The 21,810-nt window shown below is 69.8% G+C and carries 19 protein-coding genes and 1 riboswitch; of the genes, 11 read left to right on the top strand and 8 right to left on the bottom strand.

What is annotated here, in order from left to right:
* Window positions 1–188: 188 nt before the first annotated feature.
* On the bottom strand, window positions 189–818 hold the full coding sequence (locus ABZV58_RS14115; RefSeq protein ID WP_355000495.1) for a LysE family translocator: 630 nt from the start codon (window positions 816–818) through the stop codon (window positions 189–191).
* Between the two features lie 100 nt (window positions 819–918).
* A riboswitch (SAM riboswitch) is annotated at window positions 919–1,032 on the top strand.
* 46 nt (window positions 1,033–1,078) lie between these two features.
* On the opposite strand from ABZV58_RS14115, the gene ABZV58_RS14110 reads away from it, so the two are divergent.
* Together ABZV58_RS14110 and ABZV58_RS14105 are read left to right on the top strand one after the other, a co-directional pair.
* Window positions 1,079–2,398: an aminotransferase class V-fold PLP-dependent enzyme gene (locus ABZV58_RS14110; protein ID WP_355000494.1), complete on the top strand. Its 1,320-nt coding sequence runs from the start codon at window positions 1,079–1,081 to the stop codon at window positions 2,396–2,398.
* 189 nt (window positions 2,399–2,587) lie between these two features.
* Window positions 2,588–2,881 carry a helix-turn-helix transcriptional regulator gene (locus ABZV58_RS14105; RefSeq protein ID WP_355000493.1) on the top strand — a complete coding sequence of 98 codons (294 nt, stop codon included), beginning with the start codon at window positions 2,588–2,590 and terminating at the stop codon, window positions 2,879–2,881.
* Window positions 2,882–2,887: 6 nt separating this feature from the next.
* On the opposite strand, the gene ABZV58_RS14100 is transcribed toward ABZV58_RS14105, so the two are convergent.
* Both ABZV58_RS14100 and ABZV58_RS14095 read right to left on the bottom strand, forming a co-directional pair.
* A complete protein-coding gene (locus tag ABZV58_RS14100) occupies window positions 2,888–3,439 on the bottom strand; it encodes a flavin reductase family protein (protein ID WP_355000492.1) in 552 nt (183 codons plus the stop codon).
* A 99-nt stretch (window positions 3,440–3,538) separates the two neighbouring features.
* The gene (locus tag ABZV58_RS14095; RefSeq protein WP_355000491.1) at window positions 3,539–4,015 is read right to left on the bottom strand and encodes a YbaK/EbsC family protein; all 477 of its coding nucleotides are present in this window, start codon (window positions 4,013–4,015) and stop codon (window positions 3,539–3,541) included.
* Window positions 4,016–4,125: 110 nt separating this feature from the next.
* On the opposite strand from ABZV58_RS14095, the gene ABZV58_RS14090 reads away from it, so the two are divergent.
* From ABZV58_RS14090 to ABZV58_RS14075, 4 genes are all read left to right on the top strand, one after another.
* Window positions 4,126–4,947, top strand: coding sequence for a crotonase/enoyl-CoA hydratase family protein (locus tag ABZV58_RS14090; protein WP_355000490.1), 822 nt, complete (start codon window positions 4,126–4,128; stop codon window positions 4,945–4,947).
* 78 nt (window positions 4,948–5,025) lie between these two features.
* Window positions 5,026–5,523 (top strand): MarR family transcriptional regulator, encoded by a 498-nt coding sequence (locus ABZV58_RS14085; protein ID WP_355000489.1) that lies wholly within the window; start codon window positions 5,026–5,028, stop codon window positions 5,521–5,523.
* Window positions 5,520–7,313 (top strand): MDR family MFS transporter, encoded by a 1,794-nt coding sequence (locus ABZV58_RS14080; protein ID WP_355000488.1) that lies wholly within the window; start codon window positions 5,520–5,522, stop codon window positions 7,311–7,313. Before ABZV58_RS14085 ends, ABZV58_RS14080 begins: the two co-directional genes overlap by 4 nt.
* A gap of 221 nt (window positions 7,314–7,534) precedes the next feature.
* A complete protein-coding gene (locus ABZV58_RS14075) occupies window positions 7,535–7,777 on the top strand; it encodes a hypothetical protein (protein WP_067789945.1) in 243 nt (80 codons plus the stop codon).
* Window positions 7,778–7,935: 158 nt separating this feature from the next.
* Here ABZV58_RS14075 and ABZV58_RS14070 read toward each other — a convergent pair whose 3' ends face one another.
* A complete protein-coding gene (locus ABZV58_RS14070) occupies window positions 7,936–8,427 on the bottom strand; it encodes an inorganic diphosphatase (protein ID WP_067789948.1) in 492 nt (163 codons plus the stop codon).
* A gap of 231 nt (window positions 8,428–8,658) precedes the next feature.
* On the opposite strand from ABZV58_RS14070, the gene ABZV58_RS14065 reads away from it, so the two are divergent.
* The 4 genes from ABZV58_RS14065 (at window position 8,659) to hpt (ending at window position 13,283) form a co-directional block, all read left to right on the top strand.
* A complete protein-coding gene (locus ABZV58_RS14065) occupies window positions 8,659–10,065 on the top strand; it encodes a D-alanyl-D-alanine carboxypeptidase (RefSeq protein WP_355000572.1) in 1,407 nt (468 codons plus the stop codon).
* Between the two features lie 13 nt (window positions 10,066–10,078).
* Window positions 10,079–11,194, top strand: a complete 1,116-nt coding sequence (locus ABZV58_RS14060; RefSeq protein WP_355000487.1) for a zinc-dependent metalloprotease — start codon at window positions 10,079–10,081, stop codon at window positions 11,192–11,194.
* 475 nt (window positions 11,195–11,669) lie between these two features.
* Window positions 11,670–12,671 carry a tRNA lysidine(34) synthetase TilS gene (gene tilS, locus ABZV58_RS14055; RefSeq protein WP_355000486.1) on the top strand — a complete coding sequence of 334 codons (1,002 nt, stop codon included), beginning with the start codon at window positions 11,670–11,672 and terminating at the stop codon, window positions 12,669–12,671.
* A gap of 54 nt (window positions 12,672–12,725) precedes the next feature.
* The gene (hpt, locus tag ABZV58_RS14050; RefSeq protein WP_355000485.1) at window positions 12,726–13,283 is read left to right on the top strand and encodes a hypoxanthine phosphoribosyltransferase; all 558 of its coding nucleotides are present in this window, start codon (window positions 12,726–12,728) and stop codon (window positions 13,281–13,283) included.
* A gap of 65 nt (window positions 13,284–13,348) precedes the next feature.
* Here the strand turns inward: hpt and ABZV58_RS14045 are convergent, their stop codons facing one another.
* The 3 genes from ABZV58_RS14045 to ABZV58_RS14035 are packed head-to-tail and all read right to left on the bottom strand — an operon-like array spanning window position 13,349 to window position 18,996.
* Window positions 13,349–14,056 carry a cyclase family protein gene (locus ABZV58_RS14045; RefSeq protein ID WP_355000484.1) on the bottom strand — a complete coding sequence of 236 codons (708 nt, stop codon included), beginning with the start codon at window positions 14,054–14,056 and terminating at the stop codon, window positions 13,349–13,351.
* A gap of 54 nt (window positions 14,057–14,110) precedes the next feature.
* The gene (locus tag ABZV58_RS14040; protein WP_355000483.1) at window positions 14,111–16,300 is read right to left on the bottom strand and encodes a serine/threonine-protein kinase; all 2,190 of its coding nucleotides are present in this window, start codon (window positions 16,298–16,300) and stop codon (window positions 14,111–14,113) included.
* A complete protein-coding gene (locus ABZV58_RS14035) occupies window positions 16,297–18,996 on the bottom strand; it encodes a protein kinase (RefSeq protein ID WP_355000482.1) in 2,700 nt (899 codons plus the stop codon). The genes ABZV58_RS14040 and ABZV58_RS14035 overlap by 4 nt, the downstream gene beginning before the upstream one ends.
* 337 nt (window positions 18,997–19,333) lie before the next feature.
* Here ABZV58_RS14035 and ABZV58_RS14030 point away from each other — a divergent pair, with 337 nt between their 5' ends.
* Entirely contained in the window at window positions 19,334–20,653 is a 1,320-nt protein-coding gene (locus tag ABZV58_RS14030; protein WP_355000481.1) for an amidase family protein, read from the top strand.
* Window positions 20,654–20,672: 19 nt separating this feature from the next.
* On the opposite strand, the gene ABZV58_RS14025 is transcribed toward ABZV58_RS14030, so the two are convergent.
* On the bottom strand, window positions 20,673–21,563 hold the full coding sequence (locus tag ABZV58_RS14025) for a LysR substrate-binding domain-containing protein (RefSeq protein ID WP_355000480.1): 891 nt from the start codon (window positions 21,561–21,563) through the stop codon (window positions 20,673–20,675).
* Window positions 21,564–21,810: the final 247 nt, after the last annotated feature.

The following is a 21,810-nucleotide window of genomic DNA, read 5'->3' as shown; positions in this document are numbered from 1 at the left end:
GTTTCCCGATGGTTGTTTCACATGAGGGTTACCGATTGGCAAACGCCACGGTGACCAACTGACCACGGTACCCGCGGTACCAGCGATATCTCCGGGGCTGCGGTGTGACGTCGATCGGCGAGCCGAGGCGGGTGGATGGGGCCGTCAGGCGCACTTCCGCATTCGCTCCGTTTGGGTGGCGGCGCCTATCAGGTCGCCGAGGCCGCGGTACCTAGACCCAGCGCGGTGAGAATCCCGGCGCTCGCTTGCTCGAGCCGATCGCGGACCCTCGGGCTGCGCAGGAACGCCACCGCGCGGGCGGCGAGCAGGGCGAGCAGGATCATCTCGACGGCGGCGACGGTGCATTCGATCGCGCCGAGCGCGAGGGTGTTCAGGAAGGTGACCTCGGTCAGGAACTGGGGAAGCACGGCGAGGTAGAACAGGCCGACCTTCGGGTTGAACAGACACGAGACGACGCCCGCCGTGAACGCCGAGCGAACCGAGGGCGCTTTCCCGCTGCCGGAATGGAACTCGGCATCGGCCTGGGACCGCCGCTTGCGCAACTCGATGAGCGTACGAATTCCCAGGTACACCAAATAGATTCCGCCGACGATCTTCAGCGCGCGATACGCGGTCGCGGATTGCTCCAGCAGCGCGGCGACGCCAGCGGCCACCACCACCGCCCACACCAGGCCGCCGAGCGCCGAGCCCACCGCCGCGGCGATGCCGGGACGGGCGTCCACGATCGAAAAGCGCAGCACCAGAAACGAATCCGGCCCCGGCGTCAGGGAGAGCAGGACGCACAGTCCGACGAAGCTGAGCAGCAGCGAGGGCGTCACCCAACGAGTGCAGCGCAGTTCCCGCGGCGGCGCAACCGACTTTCGGCCGCGCGAATCCAGAGGTTGACAGAGCCGCGTGCGGTCTGCCAATCTCGGGACAGGTCACGAGTACCAGCGCTAAGCCCCGGCTAGCTGGTCGGCAACCCTCCTCCGCGGTGGGGTGCTCCGGGTGACGACCGGGCCGCCGTCCGACCGGGCGCGGCAAGCGCGGACTCGACGAATCCCTCGATCGCGGGTCCCAGAGCCGACGGGATTACGTGATGACCGCTGTTGTGGACCAGACCTGTGCCGCCTTCGCCCGCGTTTCGGGTGACGATCTGCCGGTGCCGCTCGTGCAGGGCGGAACCCGCACCTACGCCAACTTCGACTACGCCGCGAGCGCGCCGGCGCTGGCCCAGGTCACCGACCGGATCCAGCGGCTGCTGCCGTACTACGCCAGCGTGCACCGCGGCGCGGGCTACGCCTCGCGCATCTCCACCGAGTGCTACGAGGCCGCGCGCGGTTCGGTCGCCCGTTTCCTCGACGCCGCCGACGACCAGGTGGTGGCGTTCACCCGCAATACCACCGATTCGCTGAACCTGCTGGCGTCCTGTGTGCCGGGCGACACCGTGGTGCTCGACATCGAGCATCACGCCAATTTCCTGCCGTGGACGCGGCACGGACGCCGCGTGGTGCGCGCCGCCGACACCGTCGCCGAGACCATCCGGTTGCTGGTGGCGGAGCTGTGCAGCAAGCCCGCCGCACTGCTGGCGGTGACGGGGGCGTCGAATGTCACGGGGGAGGTGCTGCCGTTGGAGCGGCTCGCCGACATCGCGCACCAATGCGGGGCGCGCATTCTGGTCGACGCGGCCCAGCTCGCTCCGCACCGGCGAATCAGCCTGCGGGAGAGTGGGATCGACTACCTCGCCTTCTCGGGTCACAAGCTGTACGCGCCGTTCGGTGCGGGTGTGCTTGTCGGCCGCCGCGACTGGCTGGATCAGGCCGAGCCCTATCTCGCGGGCGGCGGTGCGGTGCGCGCGGTGAGCACCGAGCGCGCCGAATGGGCGCCCGCGCCGCAGCGGCACGAGGCAGGGTCGCCGAACGTGCTGGGCGCGGCCGCGATCGCCGCCGCCTGTGACGCGCTCGCCGCCATCGATCCGGACGCGTTGGCCACGCACGAGCGCCTGCTCGCCGACCGCCTGCGCGACGGGCTCTGCGCCATCCCGGGCGTCGAGACGCTGCGCATCTGGTCCGACAGTCCCGATTTCGTCGGCATCGTGGCGTTCACCGTCGCGGGCTTCGCGCCCGGCCACGTCGCCGCCTACCTCTCCGCCGAACACGCCATCGGTGTGCGCGACGGCCGCTTCTGCGCCCACCCGCTGCTCGCCCGCCTCGGCCTCGACGGCGCACTGCGCGCCAGCATCGGCCTCGGCACCACCTCCGCCGACATCGACCGCCTCGTCGACGCCGTCGCCACCCTGGTCCACCGCGGCCCCTCCTGGAACTACGCCGAAACCGACGGCCTCTGGAACCCCACCCCCGAAACCCGCCCCTTCACCGCCGACCCGTCCACCGGCGCCACCCCCTGCCTGATCGCATAAGCCGCTGCAAGATCCGTCGAAAAGCGACGACATAGCGACGGCGCTATATAGCATCTGCGCTATGGGATGGGGTGCAGTCGAGTTGGTTTGCCAAGAAGCGAATGCGGGAGCGGGCTGAGATCGAGCGAGCACGGCGCGCTATGGAGCGCTGTATGGCCGAGCGGCATACGGCCGAGGAGGTTGAGATCCATGGGTGAGCGATCGGACTGGGCGGAGATCAGGGACCGGCGCATGCGAGAGCCGGGGGCGGAAGAGGCTTACGCCGCTGCGAAATTGGCCTATCAGCTCGGTCGCACCATCCGGCAGATGCGGGAGGGCAGGGGCTGGAGCCAGACCACGCTCGCTCAGGCCGCCGGGATGACCCAGTCGGCGGTAGCTCGTTTCGAGGCGGGCGGGACGATTCCGAGCCTGCCCGTGCTGGAGCGCTTGGCGGGCGCGCTGGACGCGGATCTCGTCGTCGAGGTGAAGCCGCGAGTCGCCTGAACTCGCTCAGCCCTCCAGGGAGGACGGGCGGTGGTAGCGGCCGTTGTAGTACAACAGCGGTGCGGCGGCCGGCTTTTCGTCGGTGTTGTCGTGGACGCGGGTGACCAGGCCGACGACGAAGGTGTGGTCGCCGATGGGGATGAGTTGCTGGACGACGGCGCGGACCCAGATGGGGGTGCCGTGCAGGACGGGTTCGCCGGTGTCCAGCGTGGTCCACAGGGAGCGGTCGGTGAAGCGTTCCTCGGCGGAGCGGGAGAAGCGCTTGGCGATGTGCTGTTGGTGTTCGCCGAGAAAGTGGATGACCACGGAATCGGCGTCGAGCATCGCGGCCATGCTGGACGAGGTGTGCGCGATGTTGAACGACACCAGCGGCGGTTCCAGCGAGAGCGAGGCGAAGGAGGTCGCGGTGAAGCCGACCGGTCCCTTCGGGCAGGAGAGCGTGACCACGGTGACGCCCGCCGGATAGTGACGCATGGACGCGCGGTACTGCTCGGCGGTGATGCCGCTCAGGTCGTCGGGGATCCGGACGCCGGTGTGCGGCTGCGGTGCTTCGGTCACATGACGAACGTACGCCCGATTCGCCCGCTCCGGGCCGGGCGATTGTTGTTCGATTGCCGTTCGCCCCGGAAACCCGCAGCTCATGCGGCGGTGTGAGATTCAGTCCACATCGATCGGAAGCCCGGCGGTGATCCGCACCAACTCCCGGAAGGACGTACGGAACAGCGTGTTCGGGTGCCCGCCCGCCGCCCACAGCTCCTGGTGCCTGGCCAGCGCGTTGTCCACCCAGGTCGGCAGGTTGGTGGGGTGTCCGACCGGCGCGACCCCGCCGATCGGCTGACCGGTCACCTCGCGCACCAGCGCCGCGGGCGCGCGGGTGAGCGTGCCTTCCAATCGTGCGCCGGTCTGCGTCAGGTCCACGTTGTGCGCGCCGGAGACCAGCAGCAGCACCGGGTCCTGATCGAGCAGGAACACAAGCGATTTGGTGATCGCTCCCACCTCGACGCCGAGGGCGCGTGCCGCGTCGGCGGCAGTGCGGGTGGGTGTGGGTTGGCGGAGGATGACACCGTGATGGCCGCGCGCGATCAGCGTGTCGGCGACCCGGCAGGCGACCGGAGGTAGCTGGGCCCTGCTCATGGATCCAGGGTAAGCAAAACCGCGCATTTGCTCCTGCCGAGAACAGACCGCGTTCCTGCCTCGGTGCCTTCCCCCTGCCGGCCCGCGCAAGCGGCGTATACGCTGTACAAATGACTGACTGGCAGGCTTTCACCGTCGAGACAAAGGACCACGTCGCGCAGGTGACGTTGACCGGCCCCGGCAAGGGCAACGCGATGGGCCCGGACTTCTGGCGCGAACTTCCCGAGATCTTCCGCGGTCTCGACGCCGATCCCGAGGTGCGCGCCATCGTGCTCACCGGCGCGGGCAAGCACTTCTCCTACGGCCTCGACCTCCCGGCCATGGCGGGCACCTTCGGTCCGCTGCTCGCCGACAAGGCGCTGGCCGCGCCGCGCACCGACTTCCTCAAGGAGATCCGGCGGATGCAGGACTCGGTCACCGCGGTGGCCGAGTGCACCAAGCCGGTGATCGCGGCCATCTCCGGCTGGTGCATCGGCGGCGGCCTCGACCTGATCGCGGCCGTCGACGTGCGGCTGGCCAGCGCGGAAGCCAAGTTCAGCCTGCGCGAGGCCAAGGTCGCGATCGTCGCCGACATCGGTTCGCTGCACCGGCTGCCCGGCATCATCGGCGAGGGCCACCTGCGCGAGCTCGCCTACACCGGCAAGGACATCGACGCCGCGCGCGCCGAGAGGATCGGCCTGGTCAACGACGTGTATCCGGACCAGGAAGCGGTGCTGGACGCGGCGCACGCGATGGCGCGCGAGATCGCCGCGAACCCGCCGCTGGTGGTGCAGGGCGTGAAGGACGTGCTGGACCAGAAGCGCGCGTCGGAGGTGGCCGAGGGGCTGCGCTACGTCTCGGCGTGGAACGCGGCCTTCCTGCCGTCGGAGGACCTGACCGAGGCCATCCAGGCCGTCTTCGAGAAGCGCGAGCCGCAGTTCAAGGGTCGATAGGCGTTTGCTCCGGCGTCCACGCACCGACATACTTGCGACGAACAACTAATTGATTGGCGCAAGTAAAGGTGGCGGGGCGTGGACGCGGACGACCTTTCGATCGACACCATCGCGGTGCAACTGACCCGGCTCCAGCGCATCCGCGACCGGACCGCCTTGCAGATCCGCACCACGGACGGCGTGGACCCGGCTGTGTTCGCCGTGCTGTTCCGGCTGCTGTGCGACGGCCCGATGCGCTCGGGCGCGCTGGCCGAGGCGGTGTTCTCCGACGCGTCGACGGTCAGCCGTCAGGTCGCCCAGCTGGTCGAGCGTGAGCTGGTCCGGCGGACGGCCGACCCCGCCGACGGACGCGCGACGGTGCTCGAGGTGACCAAGCGGGGGCGGGAGGTGGCCGAGCGTATCCGCAGGCGCCGCCACGACAACCTCACCCTGGTGATGGCCGACTGGACGCCGGACGACCGCGCGCTCTTCGCGGACCTGCTGCGCCAGTTCGTCGACGATTTCGAACGCGCGCGACCCGCGATGGTCGCCGGGCCGCGGCTCACGAATCCGGATGAAGCGGAGCGGCGTTCGTGACCACTCCGACCGCTGTGACGCCGCAGGCGGGATTCACCCACCGGCAGATCCTGACCATCCTCAGCGGGCTCATGCTCGGCATGCTGCTCTCCTCGCTGGACCAGACCATCGTCTCGACGGCGATCCGCACCATCGCCGACGATCTCGACGGCTACGCGCTGCAAGCCTGGGCCACCACCGCCTACCTGATCACCGCCACTCTCACCACGCCGCTCTACGGCAAGTTGTCGGACATGTTCGGCCGCAAGCCGTTCTTCATGGCGGCCATCAGCATCTTCGTCGTCGGCTCGCTGCTGTGCACGCTCGCCCAGTCGATGTACCAGCTGGCCGCCTTCCGCGCCGTCCAGGGCATGGGCGCGGGCGGGCTGATGTCGCTGGCCCTCGCCATCCTCGGCGACATCGTCGGCCCCCGCGAACGCGCCCGCTACCAGGGCTATTTCCTCGCGGTGTTCGGCACGTCCAGCGTGATCGGCCCGGTGCTCGGCGGCATTCTCGCCGGGCAGGACACCATCCTCGGCGTCAGCGGCTGGCGCTGGGTCTTCCTGGTCAACGTGCCGGTGGGGCTGGTGGCGCTCGCGGTGGTCTCGCGGGTGCTGCGCCTGCCGAAGAAGCCGCACTCCACCGATCGGGTCGACTGGTGGGGTGTGCTCGTGCTGGCCGTCGGACTGGTGCCGCTGCTCGTCGTCGCCGAACAGGGCCGCGAATGGGGTTGGGGCAGCGTGCCTTCGGTGGTCTGCTACGTGATCGGCGCGCTCGGCGTCGCCGGGTTCGTCGTGGTCGAGAAGGGGCTGAAGGACGCGGCGCTGATCCCGCTGCGAATCTTCGGCAACCGGACATTCGCGCTCGGCGTCGTCATCTCGTTCGTGGTCGGCGCGGCCATGTTCGGCGGCATCTCGCTGCTGCCGCAGTACCTCCAGGTCGTTCGCGGGGCGAGCCCGACGATGGCCGGTCTGCAAATGCTGCCGATGGTGCTGGGGTTGATGCTCGGCTCGATCCTGTCCGGCCAGTTGATCTCGCGAACCGGCCGCTACCGGATCTTCCCGATCATCGGCGCGACCACGCTGACGCTCGGCCTGTTCCTGCTGCATTTCCTGGACGCGGACAGCCCGCTGTGGCTGGCCATGCTCTTCATGGCCTGCACCGGTTTCGGTCTCGGCAACCTCATGCAGCCGCTCACCCTCGCCTTGCAGAACGCGTTGCCGCCCAAGGACATGGGCGTTTCCACCGCGGCCGCCACCTTCTTCCGGCAGATCGGCGGCACGCTGGGCGTCGCGGTGTTCCTGTCCATCCTGTTCGCGCGAATGACGCCGAACATCACCGACGAACTGCGCGCCGCCGCACGCGATCCGGAGTTCGCACAGGCCGTCCTCGCCGGTGCGCAGAGCGGCAAGCCCGCCGACGCCGCATTGGCCAAAGGTTTGCTCGCCCAAGACACTTCGGCCGCGGGCGAGGTGCTGAAGGACAGCTCGATCGTCCAGCAGCTGAGCCCGGAGCTGGCCAGGCCCTTCCAGGTCGGTTTCGCCGACTCCATGTCGACGGTGTTCCTCGCCGTCACCTGCCTCGCGCTGCTCGCGCTGGTGCTCGTGCTGTTCTGGAAGGAAGTGCCGCTGCGCATGGTCAGCGGCATCCAGGCGGCGAACGACAAAGCCGAATCGGTGGTGGATGTCGAGGCGCGGGTCATCGAGCAGACCGGCCTGCCGCTGCCGGGCGGTGCGACGGTGGAGCCGCCGCTGGACAAGAGCGCGGATCGGGAGAGCGCGCGGCGCGGTGCGGACGGCCCCGGTTCCTGACTCGCGGCACAAAACCTCCGATCGCCGTGTGGCTTTCGACGTCGAGTCGGGGCCGAGTCTTGCGAATTGCGAGTGTGCGATTCGAATGCCGCTGCCGTGGTGGAGAAGGTGGAATCTCCTGAGGGCTTGGGTGTTCGAGCCCTAGGGGTGGCTGTTTCGCGGCGTTTCGCTCCCTACCTTGAGAGAGGTCAACATCAACCTCGCTTTCCAGGAGCAGTGAAATGCGAATCAAGTCCTTCCTCGCCGCGGGCCTTCTTGCCACCGCAGCCGTCGCCGGGGTGTCGACGGCTGCGACGGCCAACGCCGCGCCGACCTACCAGGCCACCGGCTACGGGGCCACCTACATCGGCACCTACGCCACCTTCGAGGCCTGCCGCGCCGACGGCGTCTCGCCCAGCACCGGCGGCTACTACTGGGAGTGCGTCGAGGCCTGGGACGGCTGGGACCTCTACATCTACTACTGATCCCGCGAAACCACCCGTAATCGGCGCTCTCGCACCGTGATCGGATCCCCAGGGACGTCCGGCGCAGGCCGGGCGTCCCTTTCGCGTACGGGGACAACCCATTCGGGAAACGAAAAAGGCGGGAGGTCCGTACGGACCTCCCGCCTTCGTCGGGTGACTCAGTGGCCGCCCTTCTCCTGCAGACGCTTGAAGGAGGCTTCCACCTCGGCCTCGGCCTCGGCGCGACCGACCCACTCCGAGCCCTTGACGTACTTGCCCGGCTCCAGGTCCTTGTAGCGCTCGAAGAAGTGCTTGATCGCGGCGAGCTCGAACTCCGGCACGTCGGCCAGGTCCTGGATGTGGTCCCAGCGCGGATCGCCCGCGGGCACGCACAGCACCTTGGCGTCGCCGCCCGCCTCGTCCTCCATCTTGTACATCGCGACCGGGCGCGCCTCGACGATCACGCCGGGGAACACCGAGTCGGGCAGCAGGACCAGCGCGTCCAGCGGGTCGCCGTCCTCGCCGAGCGAGTTCTCGATGAAGCCGTAGTCGGCCGGGTAGGCCATGGAGGTGTAGAGGAAGCGATCGAGCCGAACACGGCCGGTCTCGTGATCGACCTCGTACTTGTTGCGGGAACCCTTGGGGATCTCGATGGTGACGTCGAACTCCACGCCATCTCCTTCTGTGCTGCATCCGGTGGCTCGAGCGGGCACGACCGCCGACTCGCCAGGTTGTTCGGGGGAACGGTAGCGGAACGAGGATAGTGTGATCGGTGGGGCCGAGGTTCAAAAGGGCATGGGTGCGCCGGTGGTGCGTGGCAGCCGAGTCAGGGAGACGACGGGTACGTGGTTGGTGGGAAGAAGAGAAATATCGGTGACTTGGCCGCGCGGCGGCGGCGCAGGATGTGGATCGGATTCGGGGCGACCTTCGGGGTGCTGCTGATCGCCGCCGGCGGTGCGTTGGTCGTCGTCCAGCCGTGGACCCCGGAATTCCGGCACGGCGGGCTCACCATCGCCGCGCCGCCCGCCCTGGTCAAACCTTTTCCGCAGGTGGCTCCCGCGCCGTCGAACGCGCCCGCGCCGAGCCCGGCCGGTGTCGCGGCGGCGCTCGGCGGGGCGCTTGCCAATCCGGATCTCGGCACGTTCGCCGGTGTGGTCACCGACGCCGAGAGCGGAACCACGCTGTGGAGCCAGGATCCGGGCACGCCGATGATCCCGTCGTCCACCGCCAAGATCCTCACCACCGCGGCCGCGCTGCTCGCGCTGCCGCCGGACCAGCGGGTCGTCACCAAGGTGGTCGCCGGGGCGGCGCCGAACGAACTGGTGCTGGTCGGCGGCGGAGATCCGACGCTCACCGCGCAGGCCGACGGCAAGGGCTACTACCCGAAGGGCCCGCGCCTCGCGGACCTGGTCGCGCAGATCAGGCTGGCCGGGAGCGCGGCGGACACCATCGTGGTCGACACCACCGCCTTCGCCGGGCCGACCATGGCGAAGGGCTGGGAGGACGCCGACATCCCCGGCGGCTCGATCGCGCCGATCGAAGCAGTGATGATCGACGGCGGACGCGTCGAACCGCTCATCGAATACTCCCCGCGCAGCTCGACCCCCGCGCTGGACGCTGGACGCAGGCTGGCCATCGAACTCGGGCTCGACCCGTCTCGGGTGCGCGCGGGCAAGGCGGCGCCGGGTGCGGCCGAGGTGGCGAGCGTGCAGTCCGCGCCGCTGCGCGACCGGCTGCGCGACATGATGGTCTACTCCGACAACGTGCTCGCCGAGACCATCGGCCGGGAGATCGCGGTGGCGACCGGACACGAACCGTCGTTCGCCGGCGCGGTGGCCGCCGTGGCCGCCACACTGGAGAAGACGGGTTTCGATCTGAACGGGGTGGTGATGCACGACACCAGCGGACTCTCCACCGACGACCGCATCCCCGCGCGCCTGCTGGACAAGATCGTCGCCACCGCCGCCCAGTCGACCGACGACTCGCTGACCCGGCCGACCGGCACCAAGGCTCGGCCCGCGGGCGGGAAGCTGGCGGCCACCCTCGCGCCGATGCTGGACGATCTGCCGGTCGCGGGCGCGACGGGCTCGCTGGCCAGCCGGTATGTCACCCAGAACCGCGGTGGCGCCGGATGGGTGCGCGCCAAGACCGGAACTCTCTCGGTGGCCAGCACGTTGGTCGGATATGTGCTCGACCGGGATGGCCGGGTGCTGACCTTCGCGTTGATGTCGAACGATCGGCCGCCGGAGGTGAGCAGGCCCGCGTTGGACGCCATCGCAGGCACGCTGCGCAACTGTGGATGCTCGTGACGGGTGGTTGACCATGATCGAAGGCGCTGACAAGACACGCGAATCCGCCGTCGCCGATTCGGCATCGAACGGCAAGGCGCGACGTCGCTCCGGCCTGTCCGGCGCCGTCGACTGGCGTTTGGCCGCGCGTACCGGATCGGCGTTGGTGCCGCCGGGTCCGCGCACCTCGCGGTACTCGGCCGAGCAGGTGGTCGCCGAGCTGGCCGAGGCGTCGGTGCGGGCCGAGGGACCGGTTCGCGAGGTGAGCGGACTGCTCGACGATCAGCCCGTGCCCGCGGCGCGCATCGTCGACCGGCCCGGCTGGATCGGCGCGGCCGCCGACTCCATGGCCCAGCTCACCGGTACCGGCGGCGATCCGCACGGCCGCGGCACGTTCGCGGGCAAGCCCGCGGGTGTGCAGGCGGGCGCCATGCTGGCGTTCCTCTCCACCGCCATCCTCGGCCAGTACGACCCGTTCACCGGGCCGGACGGCACACTGCTGCTCGTCGCGCCGAACATCATGGCCGTCGAGCGCGCGCTCGGCGTCCCGGCCGGTGACTTCCGGTTCTGGGTGTGCCTGCACGAGGTGACCCACCGGGTGCAGTTCTCCTCCGCGCCCTGGCTGGCCGACTACATGCGCAACAACGTCGACATCCTTTCCGAGGTCGGCGACGAACCGCTGACCGACATGCTCACCCGTTTGGTCGACGAACTGCGCGACCGCCGCCGCGGCACCGCATCCGACGATCCGGCCACCCGCGGCGTCGTCGGTCTGCTGCGCGCCACCCAGGCGCCGCCGCAACGCGAGGCCCTGGACCGGCTGCTCATGCTCGGCACCCTGCTCGAAGGCCACGCCGACCACGTGATGGACGCCGTCGGCCCCACTGTCATCCCGACGGTGGAGCAGATCCGCGCGGCCTTCGACAAGCGCCGCAAGCGCCCGACCAACCCGCTACAGCGCATTCTGCGGGCCCTGCTCGGCGTGGACGCGAAGGTCGCGCAGTACGTCCGCGGCAAGGCGTTCGTCGACCACGTCGTCGGCCGCGTCGGCATGGAGCGGTTCAACGTGGTGTGGTCGAATCCCGAGACGCTGCCCCGGCCGGACGAGATCGAGAACCCGGACCGCTGGATCGCCCGCGTACTGGGCTGAGCGAACTTCGGCGACGGGCCGCGGATCGCCGCGCGGCCCCGGCATGTGGACGATCCGCACCGACGGAGCGGCGAGACACGAAGCGTCCGGTGCGGCCGACGGCTCGGCTCGCGGCGCTGCCCGAGCACGGTGGTCGTCGGCTCGCCGAGCGGCGCGCCGAATCCGCGATTTCCGTGAACCCGTCACGGCCTCGGAGGCGGCGGGACTCGGTAGTGTCCTCCCCATGGGCCGTGCGGTACGAGTGACGCCCGGGCAGCTCGAGGCGACCGGGTCGACCGCTGGCAGCGCTGGTTCGAGTGTGGGCCGTGCTGGTTCGGTTGCGGGCAGCGCTGGTTCGAGTGCGGGCCGTGCTGGTTCGACTCCGGGCAGCGTTGGTTCGGCTGCGGGCCGTACTGGTTCGAGTGCGGGTAGCGCTGGCTCGGGCGCGGGCGGCGCTGGTTCGAGTGGCCCGCGCAAATTGCCGGAGACTGCGGCGGTGCTCGAGGTCCGGCGCGCGGTGCGGTCCTGGGCCGGGGAGTATCTGGCGCAGGGCGCTTCCGTCGCGGTCGGGCTGTCCGGCGGGGCGGATTCACTGGCTCTGACGGCCGCGGCGGTCGTCGAGATCCGGCACGTCGACGCGCTGATCGTCGACCATCGCCTGCAAGAAGGCTCGGGACAGGTGGCGGCGGACGCGGCCGCCGCGGCCCTCGCGCTCGGCTGCCGATCGGCCCGCGTGCTCGCGGTGGAGGTCGGCGCCGAAGGCGGCTTGGAAGCGGCGGCGCGCACGGCCAGATACGGCGCGATGGACGCCGCCCGCCACGGCGCGCCCGTTCTGCTCGGCCACACCCTCGACGATCAGGCCGAGACCGTGCTGCTCGGACTCGCCCGCGGTTCCGGCGGACGCTCGATCCAGGGCATGGCCGCCTACGCCGAACCGTGGGGCAGGCCTCTGCTCGGTGTCCGGCGGGCCACGACCCGCCAGATGTGCGCCGACCTCGGCCGCACCCCGCACGAGGACCCGCACAACCTGTCGCCCGAATTCACCAGGGTCCGGCTGCGCACCGAGGCGTTGCCGCTGCTCGAGGACGTACTAGGCGGCGGCGTCGCGGCCGCGCTGGCCCGCACCGCCGAACAGCTGCGCGAGGACGGCGCGCTGCTCGACGTGCTTGCCGACGAGTTGCTGGAGGCCGCGAAGGTACCCGGCCCCGCCGTCGAGGGTTCCGGCGCCGCCGATGATGAGGTGGCGCTGTCGATCGAGACGCTCGCCACTGCGCCCGCCGCGCTGCGCCGCAGGGCGATCCGCTCCTGGCTGCTGCACGGCGGAGCGAAAGCGCTGACCGACAAGCATTTACGGGCGGTGGACGCCCTGGTCACGGCGTGGCGCGGGCAGGGAGGGGTGGCAGTCGGCGGCGGGTCACCGGACACGAGGTTGGTTGCCGCGCGCGAACATGGCAGGCTGACACTGCGCGAACAAGACCGATGTCTGCGCAGTGACTGATGCCGAGCGGGATCGATCGAAACCAGCGGCGCACAGGAAGGGAAACCAACTGACGTGTACGGGGACGACATCGCGTCGGTGCTGATCACCGAGGAACAGATCGCCGCCAAGACGCAGGAGCTTGCCGAGCTGATCGCCAAGCGCTACCCGGCCGACGCTCCCGAGGGCGACCTGCTGCTGGTCGGCGTGCTCAAGGGCGCGATCTTCTTCATGACCGATCTGGCCAAGGCGCTGCCCATCCCGACCCAGATGGAATTCATGGCCGTCTCCTCCTACGGCTCGTCCACCTCCTCCTCGGGCGTGGTGCGGATCATGAAGGACCTGGACAAGGACATCGCGGGCCGCAACGTGCTGATCGTCGAGGACATCATCGACTCCGGTCTGACCCTGTCCTGGCTCAAGCGCAACCTGTCCACCCGCAACCCGGCCTCGCTCGAGGTGGTCACCCTGCTGCGCAAGCCGGACGCGCTGCGCACCCACGTCGACGTGGCCCACGTGGGCTTCGACATCCCGAACGAGTTCGTCGTCGGCTACGGCCTCGACTACGCCGAGCGCTACCGCGACCTGCCCTACATCGGCACCCTCGACCCGAAGGTCTACGGCGGGGCCTAGGACACCCAGCCCGAACAGCTCGGGGCACTCGCCCACAACAGCCCAGGGCAGCAGCCCACGACGACTCAGGGCAGCAACGCGAAAATCGTTGCGGGCGAGCCCGACCCACCGCGATAGAGCGGCCCGCCGACCAGGATCCACGCGCCGGTCGCGGGTAGCTCACCGAGATTCGCCAGGCACTCCAGGCTGATCCGGTGCTCACGGTAGAGCAGCTTGGACACCGCGTAGGTGTCGTCGGTGCCCACATCGGGTCCGAAGGTGTCGATGCCCAGCGCGCCGCGCCTGCCGAGCCGTCCCGTCCGCAACAGCCACTCCACCGTCTCCACCGCGAATCCGGGCTGGCGACCGGCCGATTCATCGACGCCGATGAAGTCGGGGCCGCCCCACTTGGCGTCCCACCCGGTCCACGCGATCACGGCCGCGCCGTCCGGGATGCGGCCGTGCCGCGACTCCCAGCGCCGCAGATCGTCCACGGTAACGGCGTAATCGCGGTCCGCCGCGCACCGCTCGCGGACGTCGATCTTCACCGCGGGCAGCAGCAGATCGGCCAGGTCCAGTTCGTCGGCCGCCAGCCCGTCGGCGTGGAAGTGGATCGGTGCGCCCCAATGCGTTCCGGTGTGCTCGCCCTGCTGGATGTACCGCAGGTAGTACCCGTCGTTGGCGACGGTGGCGACGATATCGGTGCGGAATTCCGGGTCGCCGGGAAAGATCGGCGTCGTCGCCGGATCGTGCACATGCGACAGGCTCACCAGCCTGCCGAACGGTGGCTTCATCGTGCTCCTGGGTTGATGCCTACGAACCCGCCACTCACGCGGAGAGCTACGCCATCATGGGTACACCTGCCTCCGCCGCAGCGCGTACAGATCCTGTTCCATGGCCCGGAACAGCAGATAGACCGCGACGAAGGCGACGATGCTCGCGATGCACATTATCCGCAGTGCGACGATGATTTTGGCCAGGTCCGGGGGATGCAACAGGGTCGATCCTGCGACCGCGATGAGCGGAATGGACGCGGCGAGCACCAGATACACGCCGCTGCGGCGGCGCAGCGCGCGTAGGTCGTTCGCCTCGGAGCGCTCGATTCCGCCCTGTCCCAAGAACATCGGGTAAATGCACCGGATGAGGTAGAAGTTCGTCAGCAGGAACGGATACGTCATCGCGATGACGCCGGAGACGGTGTGCAGGATCATGAAATGCGCGTAGTCGCTGGCGGATACGACGTCGGGGGTGCCGCGCAGCGCGAGCGGATAGACCAGACCGGAGACCAGCCACATGGTGAAGATGATCAGCGCGGCCCAGTCGCCGAGCCGCACGGCCGAGGCACGCGCCTTGTGCAGCACGTCTTCGTCGTAGCGGACGCCCGCGGCCAATCCGTGCGGCACCGTGATCAGGTATCTGGCCAGGTAGACCAGCAGCACCGTGCCGATGGCGAAGCCGAAGCCGTTGACGATGATCGAGTAGATCTCGAACTGCCGCTGCGTCTGCGCGGACTGCCTGCTGTGCATCAGCATGTTGTTGTGGTCGATGTTGTAGATCGAGGCCAAGATGTTGGGCACCCCGATGGCCAGGGCGATCAGCACCACCCGCCAGGGGCGCAGTCGCACCCGCCAGCTGTGCTCGGGCGGGTCGACCAGGTCGCGGGCGCGCGGGTCGAGACACAGGTCCAATTGCTCGGCCAGCACCGCGCCGTTCCGCCAGCGCCGCAGCGGGTCGGGCTCCAGGCAGGTCAACAGGACGCGGCGCAGCGCGGGCGGGCAGTCGGCGGGCAGCGTCGCGAGCGCCGCCGCGGGCACGCCCGCTCGGCGGGCCCGCAGCGCCGCCTCGACGGTGGGCGGGTCGTCGGCGAATGGCCTCGTCCCGGTCAGCAATTCCCACAGCAGGATGCCGAGCGCGTAGAGATCGCTGCGGCTGTCCGGGGCCGGTGTGTCGGAGTCGAGCGCGGCGGCGAGCTGTTCGGGGGAGCGGTAGGCGAGCCACTCGCGAAGCGCCGCGGGTGAATCGGGTGGCGTTGTCGTGCCGTCGCCGGGCGCGAAGTCGGCCAGCTTGGGGGTGCCTTCGCTGGTGAACAACACGTTGGCGGGGTCGATGGCGTGGTGGGCGATGCCGTGGCGATCCGCGTAACCGAGTGCGTCGGCGAGGCGGCGGCCGATCCACGCCACCGTCTCCGGCCAGCTGAGCTCGGCGAGCTCGGCGCGCACCAGGGAGTCCGCGGGCCGGATCTCGCCCTTGGCCTCGATGGCGGCGTCCAGCGCGTCGAGTAGGAGCGCTCCGCCCATGGCCTCGTCCTGGCCGCGGCGGCGTTGTGCCGATTCCGCCGCGCGGCGACGCTCGAGCACCTCCGCCGCGGTGCCGCCCGGCAGGTACTGCATGTAGACCAGCCTGCCGATCTCACCGTCGAACGCGAGCACCCGCTGGTCGAAGACGCGGACGATGTTCGGGTGGTCGAGCTGGACCATCGGTTGCGGGTCCGCACCGCCCGCCGCCGCGATCCGTACCGCGACCACCCGCTGCATGGACAACTGCTTGGCCAGGAACACCCGCCCGGCGCGGCCGCTGCCGAGTTCGGTCCGCAGGTCGAAGTCGTCGACCCGCTGGCCGGGGGCGAGGTCGGCGGGATCGCGGTCGACGTGCACAACCCCGGCGTGGCCCTGCTCGCCGGTGAGCCGGGCGCGCACGGTGTCGGCCAGTTCGGGGTACTCCGCGAGGAATTCCTCCAGCGGCAGTGGGCCGCGTCCGCGCCGGGCGGTGAACTCCTCGCAGATCAGGTCGGCCAGCTGCGGGCTGGCGTCGACCTCGGGAAACTCCTCGCGATACTCCGCGATGCGCTTGACCGGCCCGCGTCCGCTCCAGCGGTGCCGCAGGTCGATGCGGACCAGGTCGGTGAGCACGGCGGTCCGTACCTCGGTGCCGTCGGGCACGTAGTCGGCCAGGTGCGGCGGGCTTTCGCTGGCGGCATGCAGGCAGTGCCGCCAAGCGGCGGTGAAGCGTCCGACCGGATCGACGTGCGTGACGGTCATGGACGCTCCGCGGCCGCGCGCGGGCGGTTGTCGTGCCGGGCGGAGCCGCCTTGCGCGGTCGCCGCGCCGGGCTCCCCGCTCGGCGCCACCACTCGCTCCAGCGCGCGCAGGTCGGCCTCGAGCGCGCGGAACAGCAAATACGACCCGACGAACGCGATGATGGCGCCCACGCAGAGCACGCGAACCGCGACGATCACCATGGGGATGTCCTCGGGCGGGAGGAAGGTTACCCCGGCTACCGCGAGTAGTGGCACCGAGGCCGCGATCGCGAGGTACAGGTTGCAGCGCCGGTCGAGCGCGCGCAATCTGCCAGCGTCCTCGGCGCTGATGTTCCCGTGCCGCAAGAAGATCGGATAGATGCAGCGGATCAGGTAGAAGGTCGCCAGGAAGAACGGATACGACCCGGCGATGGCGCCGCAGACCACAAGCGAGGCCATGAAGTGCACGACGTCGCGCCCGGTGACGTCGCCGGTGGACAGCTGCATCACGGCGGGGAAGGTCAGCGCGGCGAGCACCCACAACATGAACGGGATGGCCACCGCCCGCTCGCCGAGCAGCAGCGTGTCGGTTCTGGCGCGGGTCAGCGTGTCAGGGTCGTACCGTCTGCCCTTGCGCAGTCCCTTGGTCACCCGCAGCATGTAGCGCATCGAGTAGATGATCGTGAAGAACCCGATCGGGAAGAACACCGCGTTCACCGCGCCGGTGAGGATCAGGAACGTGTGTTGTGCGTCCTCGGGCATTCGGTCGACGATGAGGTTCTGGTTGTGCTGGATGTTGTAGAGCGAGGCGAGCATGTTCGGCACGGCGATGGCCACCACCATCACCGGGAGGATGTAGGGCTGCAGCCGCTCCCGCCAGCTGCCCGGTGTCGGGTCGACCAACCCGCGCGCTCGCTCGTCCAGGCAGAGGTCGAGCTGTTTGGCCAGCGTCGCGCCGTTGGACCAGCGCTCGTCGCGCTCCGGTCGCAGGCAGGTCAGCAGCACGCGGCGCAGCGCGGCGGGGCAGTCCTTCGGTACCCGGGCCAGCGCAGCGGCGTCGACGCCGACGCAGCGCCGCTCCAGCATGGCTTCCAGCGTGGTGTCGTCGCCGCGCTGGCCCGCGCCCGCGGTGCTGTCGTCGTAGGGCTTCGCGCCGGTGAGCAGCTCCCACAGCACCACGCCGAGCGAGAAGATGTCCGAGCGGGTGTCGAGGTCGGCGGCGGAGCGGGTGCGGCCGGGGTGGCAGGCCTCCAGCTGTTCGGGCGACATGTAGGCCAGCGAGCCGCCGAAGTAGGCGACCGGGCTCGTGCCCTCGACATTGCGGCTGAAGCTGATGTTGAAATCGGCCAGCTTCGGCACGGCCTCCGCGGTGAGCAGCACGTTGGCTGGTTTCACGTCGCGGTGCAGCACGCCGTGCGCGGAGGCGTAGTCGAGCGCCTCGGCCAGCCTGCGGCCCAGCCAGGCGACGGTCTCCGGCCAGCTCAGCGCGGCGATCTCGGCGCGCACGCTGGAATCGGTCGGCCGGATCTCGCCCTTCTCCTCCATCGCCGCGTCCACCGCGTCGAGCAGCAGCTGGCCGCTGCGTTCCTCCGGCGGGGTGGCGCGCACCCAACGCAGCACGCCGAGCAGCGTGCCGCCGGGCAGGAACTGCATGTAGAGCAGGCGCAACCGCCGCGCGGTCTCGCCCGCCTCGCCCGCGTCGAGCAGGCGCTGATCGAAGACCCGCACGATGTAGTCGTGATCCAGCTGGGCCAAGGTCTGCGGCTCGGTGCCGTGGTCGGCGGAGATCTTCACCGCGACCAGTCGCTGCATGGACCGCTGCCTGGCCAGGAAGACCCGGGCGAAGGCGCCGCTGCCGAGACCGGTCAGCAGGTCGAAGTCGTCGACGCGCTGACCGACCTCGATGCGGTCCAGCGGGTCGAGACGACCCGGTCCGGTACCCATCGTGGTGCCGATCGCGGTTTCTGTTCCGCCCAGATCGGCGGCCCTCGTAGCCTCCGCCGTGTGGTTCACCCCCGTACCACGAACGGACGTGGTGGTTCGGTTCAGCGCGGAGCTCTGGTCGGGGCCGGTCGCGGGCATGGTTCCGTCGAACGCGGCGCGGGTGGATTCGTCGATCGGGGACTGGCGCGTCTCGTCGAGTGCGGCCGTGTCGGTCTCGTCGATCGGCGGTCGGGTGGAGTCGTCGAGGGCCTCCGGCGGGGTTCGGCGGGTGCTCTGGTCGACGTCGTCGGCATTCAGCAGACCGCGTAACTCGGCCGCCTGGTTCGGATATTCGCGCAAGCATTCCCGCGGGTCGACGCGCTCGCCGCTCTGGCGCCGGACGACGAATTCCTCGTACACCAAACTGGCCGGTATGTTCTTGCGTTCGAGCTCGGGGAAATCGGCGCAGTATTCGGCCAGTCGTTTGCGCCGCGGCGCGGGCGGCGGCGTTTCCTGGCGGCGCGCTCCGAGCGCGGGCTTTCGCAGCCACCGGTGCCGCATATCCACCCGGATCAGTGCGATGAGCGCCTCACGGCGCAGGGTGCGCGCGTCGGGCAGGAACGCGGTGATCTCCGGTAGTGGTCCGGGGCCCTCATCTGGGGCGATGTTGATCGCGGCGGCCCACGCCGCGGTGAAGGCCTGCACCGCGACGAGCTCGGATCGGAGCAACTGGCCGCCGGACTCGGAGTCGGAAGCCGTATCCGGACGGGTATTTCTATCGGAGTCGGCACTCATTCTCGGACCTACTAGCTGTGGCGGAGTTCGGGAAATCCGCACTGGTCGGTGGGTGGCTGCACCGGATAAAATCCGCCACACCCGACGTCATCGTCCCCCGAGCAGTATCGGGAATGATAACTTGCGCCACAACAGCGGATCACCCGATTTCGACAACGATGCGACGGGGGCGAATCAGCACATGCACAACAAGGCTACGGCGGTGGCCGAAGGCTTGGCCGCGATCACCGAAACCACGAGCACCGAACCATTGTCCGCCCGGGAGGCACCCGTGGGCGATAGCGAGCGAGGGGGGCCGTACGCCGAGGGGCAAAGGGAGTCGCCGCGGGGTCCCGCGGTGACCATCGCCGCAGGCGTCCGCGAGGGCTCGCTGACACCGACCGAGGTCGTCGACGCGACCCTCGCACTCATCGCCGCCGAGGACGCGACGACCAACGCGTTCAGCGTGGTGCGCGTCGAGCGCGCGGTCGCCGAGGCCATCGCGCTGGAACAGCGGTCGGATCTGGACGTGCTGCCGATGGCGGGTGTGCCGGTGGCGATCAAGCACAACATCCCGGTGACCGGCGAGACCGTGCTGTGCGGTTCGGCGGCGACCGACACCGGCCAGGCCACGGCCGACCACCCGGTGGTGCGCAGGCTGCGCGACGCGGGCGCGGTCGTCGTCGGGCTCACCACCGTGCCGGAGCTGGGACTCTGGGCGATGACCGACGATCAGCACCGCATCACCAGGAATCCGTGGAACGTCAAGCGCAGCGCGGGCGGCTCCTCCGGCGGCGCCGCCGCGGCGGTCGCGGCCGGGTTGGTCCCCGTGGCGCACGGCAACGACGGACTCGGCTCGGTGCGCATTCCGGCGGCCGCCTGCGGCGTCTACGGCATCAAACCCGGCAGGCACACCGTGCCCTCGGAGGTCGGCCTGGACTCCTGGGGCGGCATGGTGGAGAACGGCGTGCTGGCGACGACCGTCGGCGACGCCGCGCTCGCGCTATCGGTCATGGCCGCCCGCCCCGACCTAGCCGAGCTGGAACCGCCGGGCCGACTACGCATCGCGGTGGCCATCGCCCCGCCTTCCCGGTTCGTCCGCGTCGACCCGCACTGGGCCGAAGCCGCGAACAAGGCGGCGGCCGTCGCCGCCGCGGCCGGTCACCAGGTGGAGACGACCGCGCTGCCCTACGGCAACGCCGTCCTCGCACTCCTGCTCCGTTGGCTGACGGTGGCGCTGCCCGAGGCCGCCACCCTCGCTCGTCCCGAACGTCTGCAACCGCGTACCCGCCGTCATCTGGCGCTGGGCCGCTTCGTCCAGCGGCTCGAGCTGGTCCGCGCCGCACAGGTCGACCGGATCGAAGCCCGGTTGCTCGAATTCTTCGAAAGCTACGACGTGGTGATCACGCCCACGTTGGCCACTCCGCCGCCGCGGGCGCGCGCCTGGCACCGCAGGGGCTGGTTCGCCAATGTGCTGACCGGCTTCCGGTTCTCCCCGTTCACGCCGATCTGGAACCTGGTCGGCTGGCCCGCCGCCTCCGTGCCGATGGGCACGCACCCCCACTCCGGCACTCCGGTCGCCGCTCAGCTGGCAGGCCTGCCCGGCAGCGAAACCACCCTGCTGCGGCTTTCCGCGCAACTCGAACAGCTGCACCCCTGGCGGCGCACCGTGCGCTGACGGTGCGCCGGGAAACCGCTCAGCTGGCCAGCGGCTGCTGCTGGGTGGAGGAGAAGCCACCCTCGACGGCGCGGGCCGCGAACTCCAGGATTGTCGGTCGGGTGTCGTCGGCCCGCCACGCGACGGCGAGCTCGCACGGCGCGAGTCCGGTCAGTGGCCGCGCGGTGAGACCGGGCCAGCGGTACATCGGCACATTGTTCTCGGCGAGCAGGCAGACACCGAGGCCGAGGCTCACGGCCTCCAGCTTGTCCTCGGGCGTCGCCGCTTCCGCGCCGATCTTGGGCTGACGGCCGTTGCGCGCGTCGTTGCCGAGCCAGAAGTCGCGCACCGCGCCCGCTTCCGAGGGCAGCGCGATGAACGGCTCGTCGAGCAGATCGGCGAAATCGATGCTGTCCTGATCGGCCAGCGGGTGGTTCTCGGGTAGCAGCACCCAGCGCGGCTCGGTGCGCAGGACCTCCCAGCGGTACCGGTTCGGGTCCGGCAGCGGCAGCCACACCAGCGCCAGATCGGCCTGCCTGCCCGCGAGACCGCTGGACGGGTCGGTCCAGGAGGCGGCGTGCAGAGCCAAGCGGTGGCCGCTCGCGCTCTCCAGATCGTTGAGCAGTCCGCGGCCGAGCGCGGACTGGATGCCGACGCGCAGCACCTCGCCCGCCTCCTGCAGGGAGACGTTGGTGACCTCCCAGAGCTCCAGGATCTTGCGGGCGCCTTCGAGCAACTCCTTGCCCGCGACGGTCAGCGCGACGCTGCGCTGGTTGCGGTCGAACAGGACCACGTCGAGCTGGCGTTCCAGCTGGCGGATCTGACGCGACAGGGTGGGTTGTGCGATGTGCAGCCGCTGAGCGGCGTTGGTGAAATGCAGTTCCTCAGCGACGGCGACGAAATACCGCAGGTCGCGCAAATGCGGGTCCATAGCCCCTTGCTATCAGAATCAGTCTTCAATTTCCAGCCTTATCAGGCCGAAAAGTTTGGATACGGGCACCGAAACAGTCGGCAGGTTTGTTAGGGACAGCATATTGCCTGACATGGTCATCTGCACCACCGGCTCGGCGAATTTCCGGCACGCGCCGCGGCTAGGCTGCGTCGCACATTCTTTGGTCGTTTGACCAGCGCTTATGTTACAGACTCGTGATCTGCGGACCGGGCTCGCGGTGTGCTCC

Source organism: Nocardia sp. NPDC004654, from assembly GCF_040609595.1.
GTDB lineage: Bacteria > Actinomycetota > Actinomycetes > Mycobacteriales > Mycobacteriaceae > Nocardia.
Note: the sequence above shows the minus strand (reverse complement) of the source record. Positions and strands in the feature narration are given on the sequence as shown.

Coding starts and splice junctions, on each gene's coding strand:
- ABZV58_RS14110 (WP_355000494.1), top strand. CDS start 1,079: ATGACCGCTGTTGTGGACCAGACCTGTGCCGCCTTCGCCCGCGTTTCG.
- ABZV58_RS14105 (WP_355000493.1), top strand. CDS start 2,588: ATGGGTGAGCGATCGGACTGGGCGGAGATCAGGGACCGGCGCATGCGA.
- ABZV58_RS14095 (WP_355000491.1), bottom strand. CDS start 4,015: ATGAGCAGGGCCCAGCTACCTCCGGTCGCCTGCCGGGTCGCCGACACG.
- ABZV58_RS14090 (WP_355000490.1), top strand. CDS start 4,126: ATGACTGACTGGCAGGCTTTCACCGTCGAGACAAAGGACCACGTCGCG.
- ABZV58_RS14075 (WP_067789945.1), top strand. CDS start 7,535: ATGCGAATCAAGTCCTTCCTCGCCGCGGGCCTTCTTGCCACCGCAGCC.
- ABZV58_RS14065 (WP_355000572.1), top strand. CDS start 8,659: ATGTGGATCGGATTCGGGGCGACCTTCGGGGTGCTGCTGATCGCCGCC.
- ABZV58_RS14060 (WP_355000487.1), top strand. CDS start 10,079: ATGATCGAAGGCGCTGACAAGACACGCGAATCCGCCGTCGCCGATTCG.
- ABZV58_RS14045 (WP_355000484.1), bottom strand. CDS start 14,056: ATGAAGCCACCGTTCGGCAGGCTGGTGAGCCTGTCGCATGTGCACGAT.
- ABZV58_RS14040 (WP_355000483.1), bottom strand. CDS start 16,300: ATGACCGTCACGCACGTCGATCCGGTCGGACGCTTCACCGCCGCTTGG.
- ABZV58_RS14035 (WP_355000482.1), bottom strand. CDS start 18,996: ATGAGTGCCGACTCCGATAGAAATACCCGTCCGGATACGGCTTCCGAC.
- ABZV58_RS14025 (WP_355000480.1), bottom strand. CDS start 21,563: ATGGACCCGCATTTGCGCGACCTGCGGTATTTCGTCGCCGTCGCTGAG.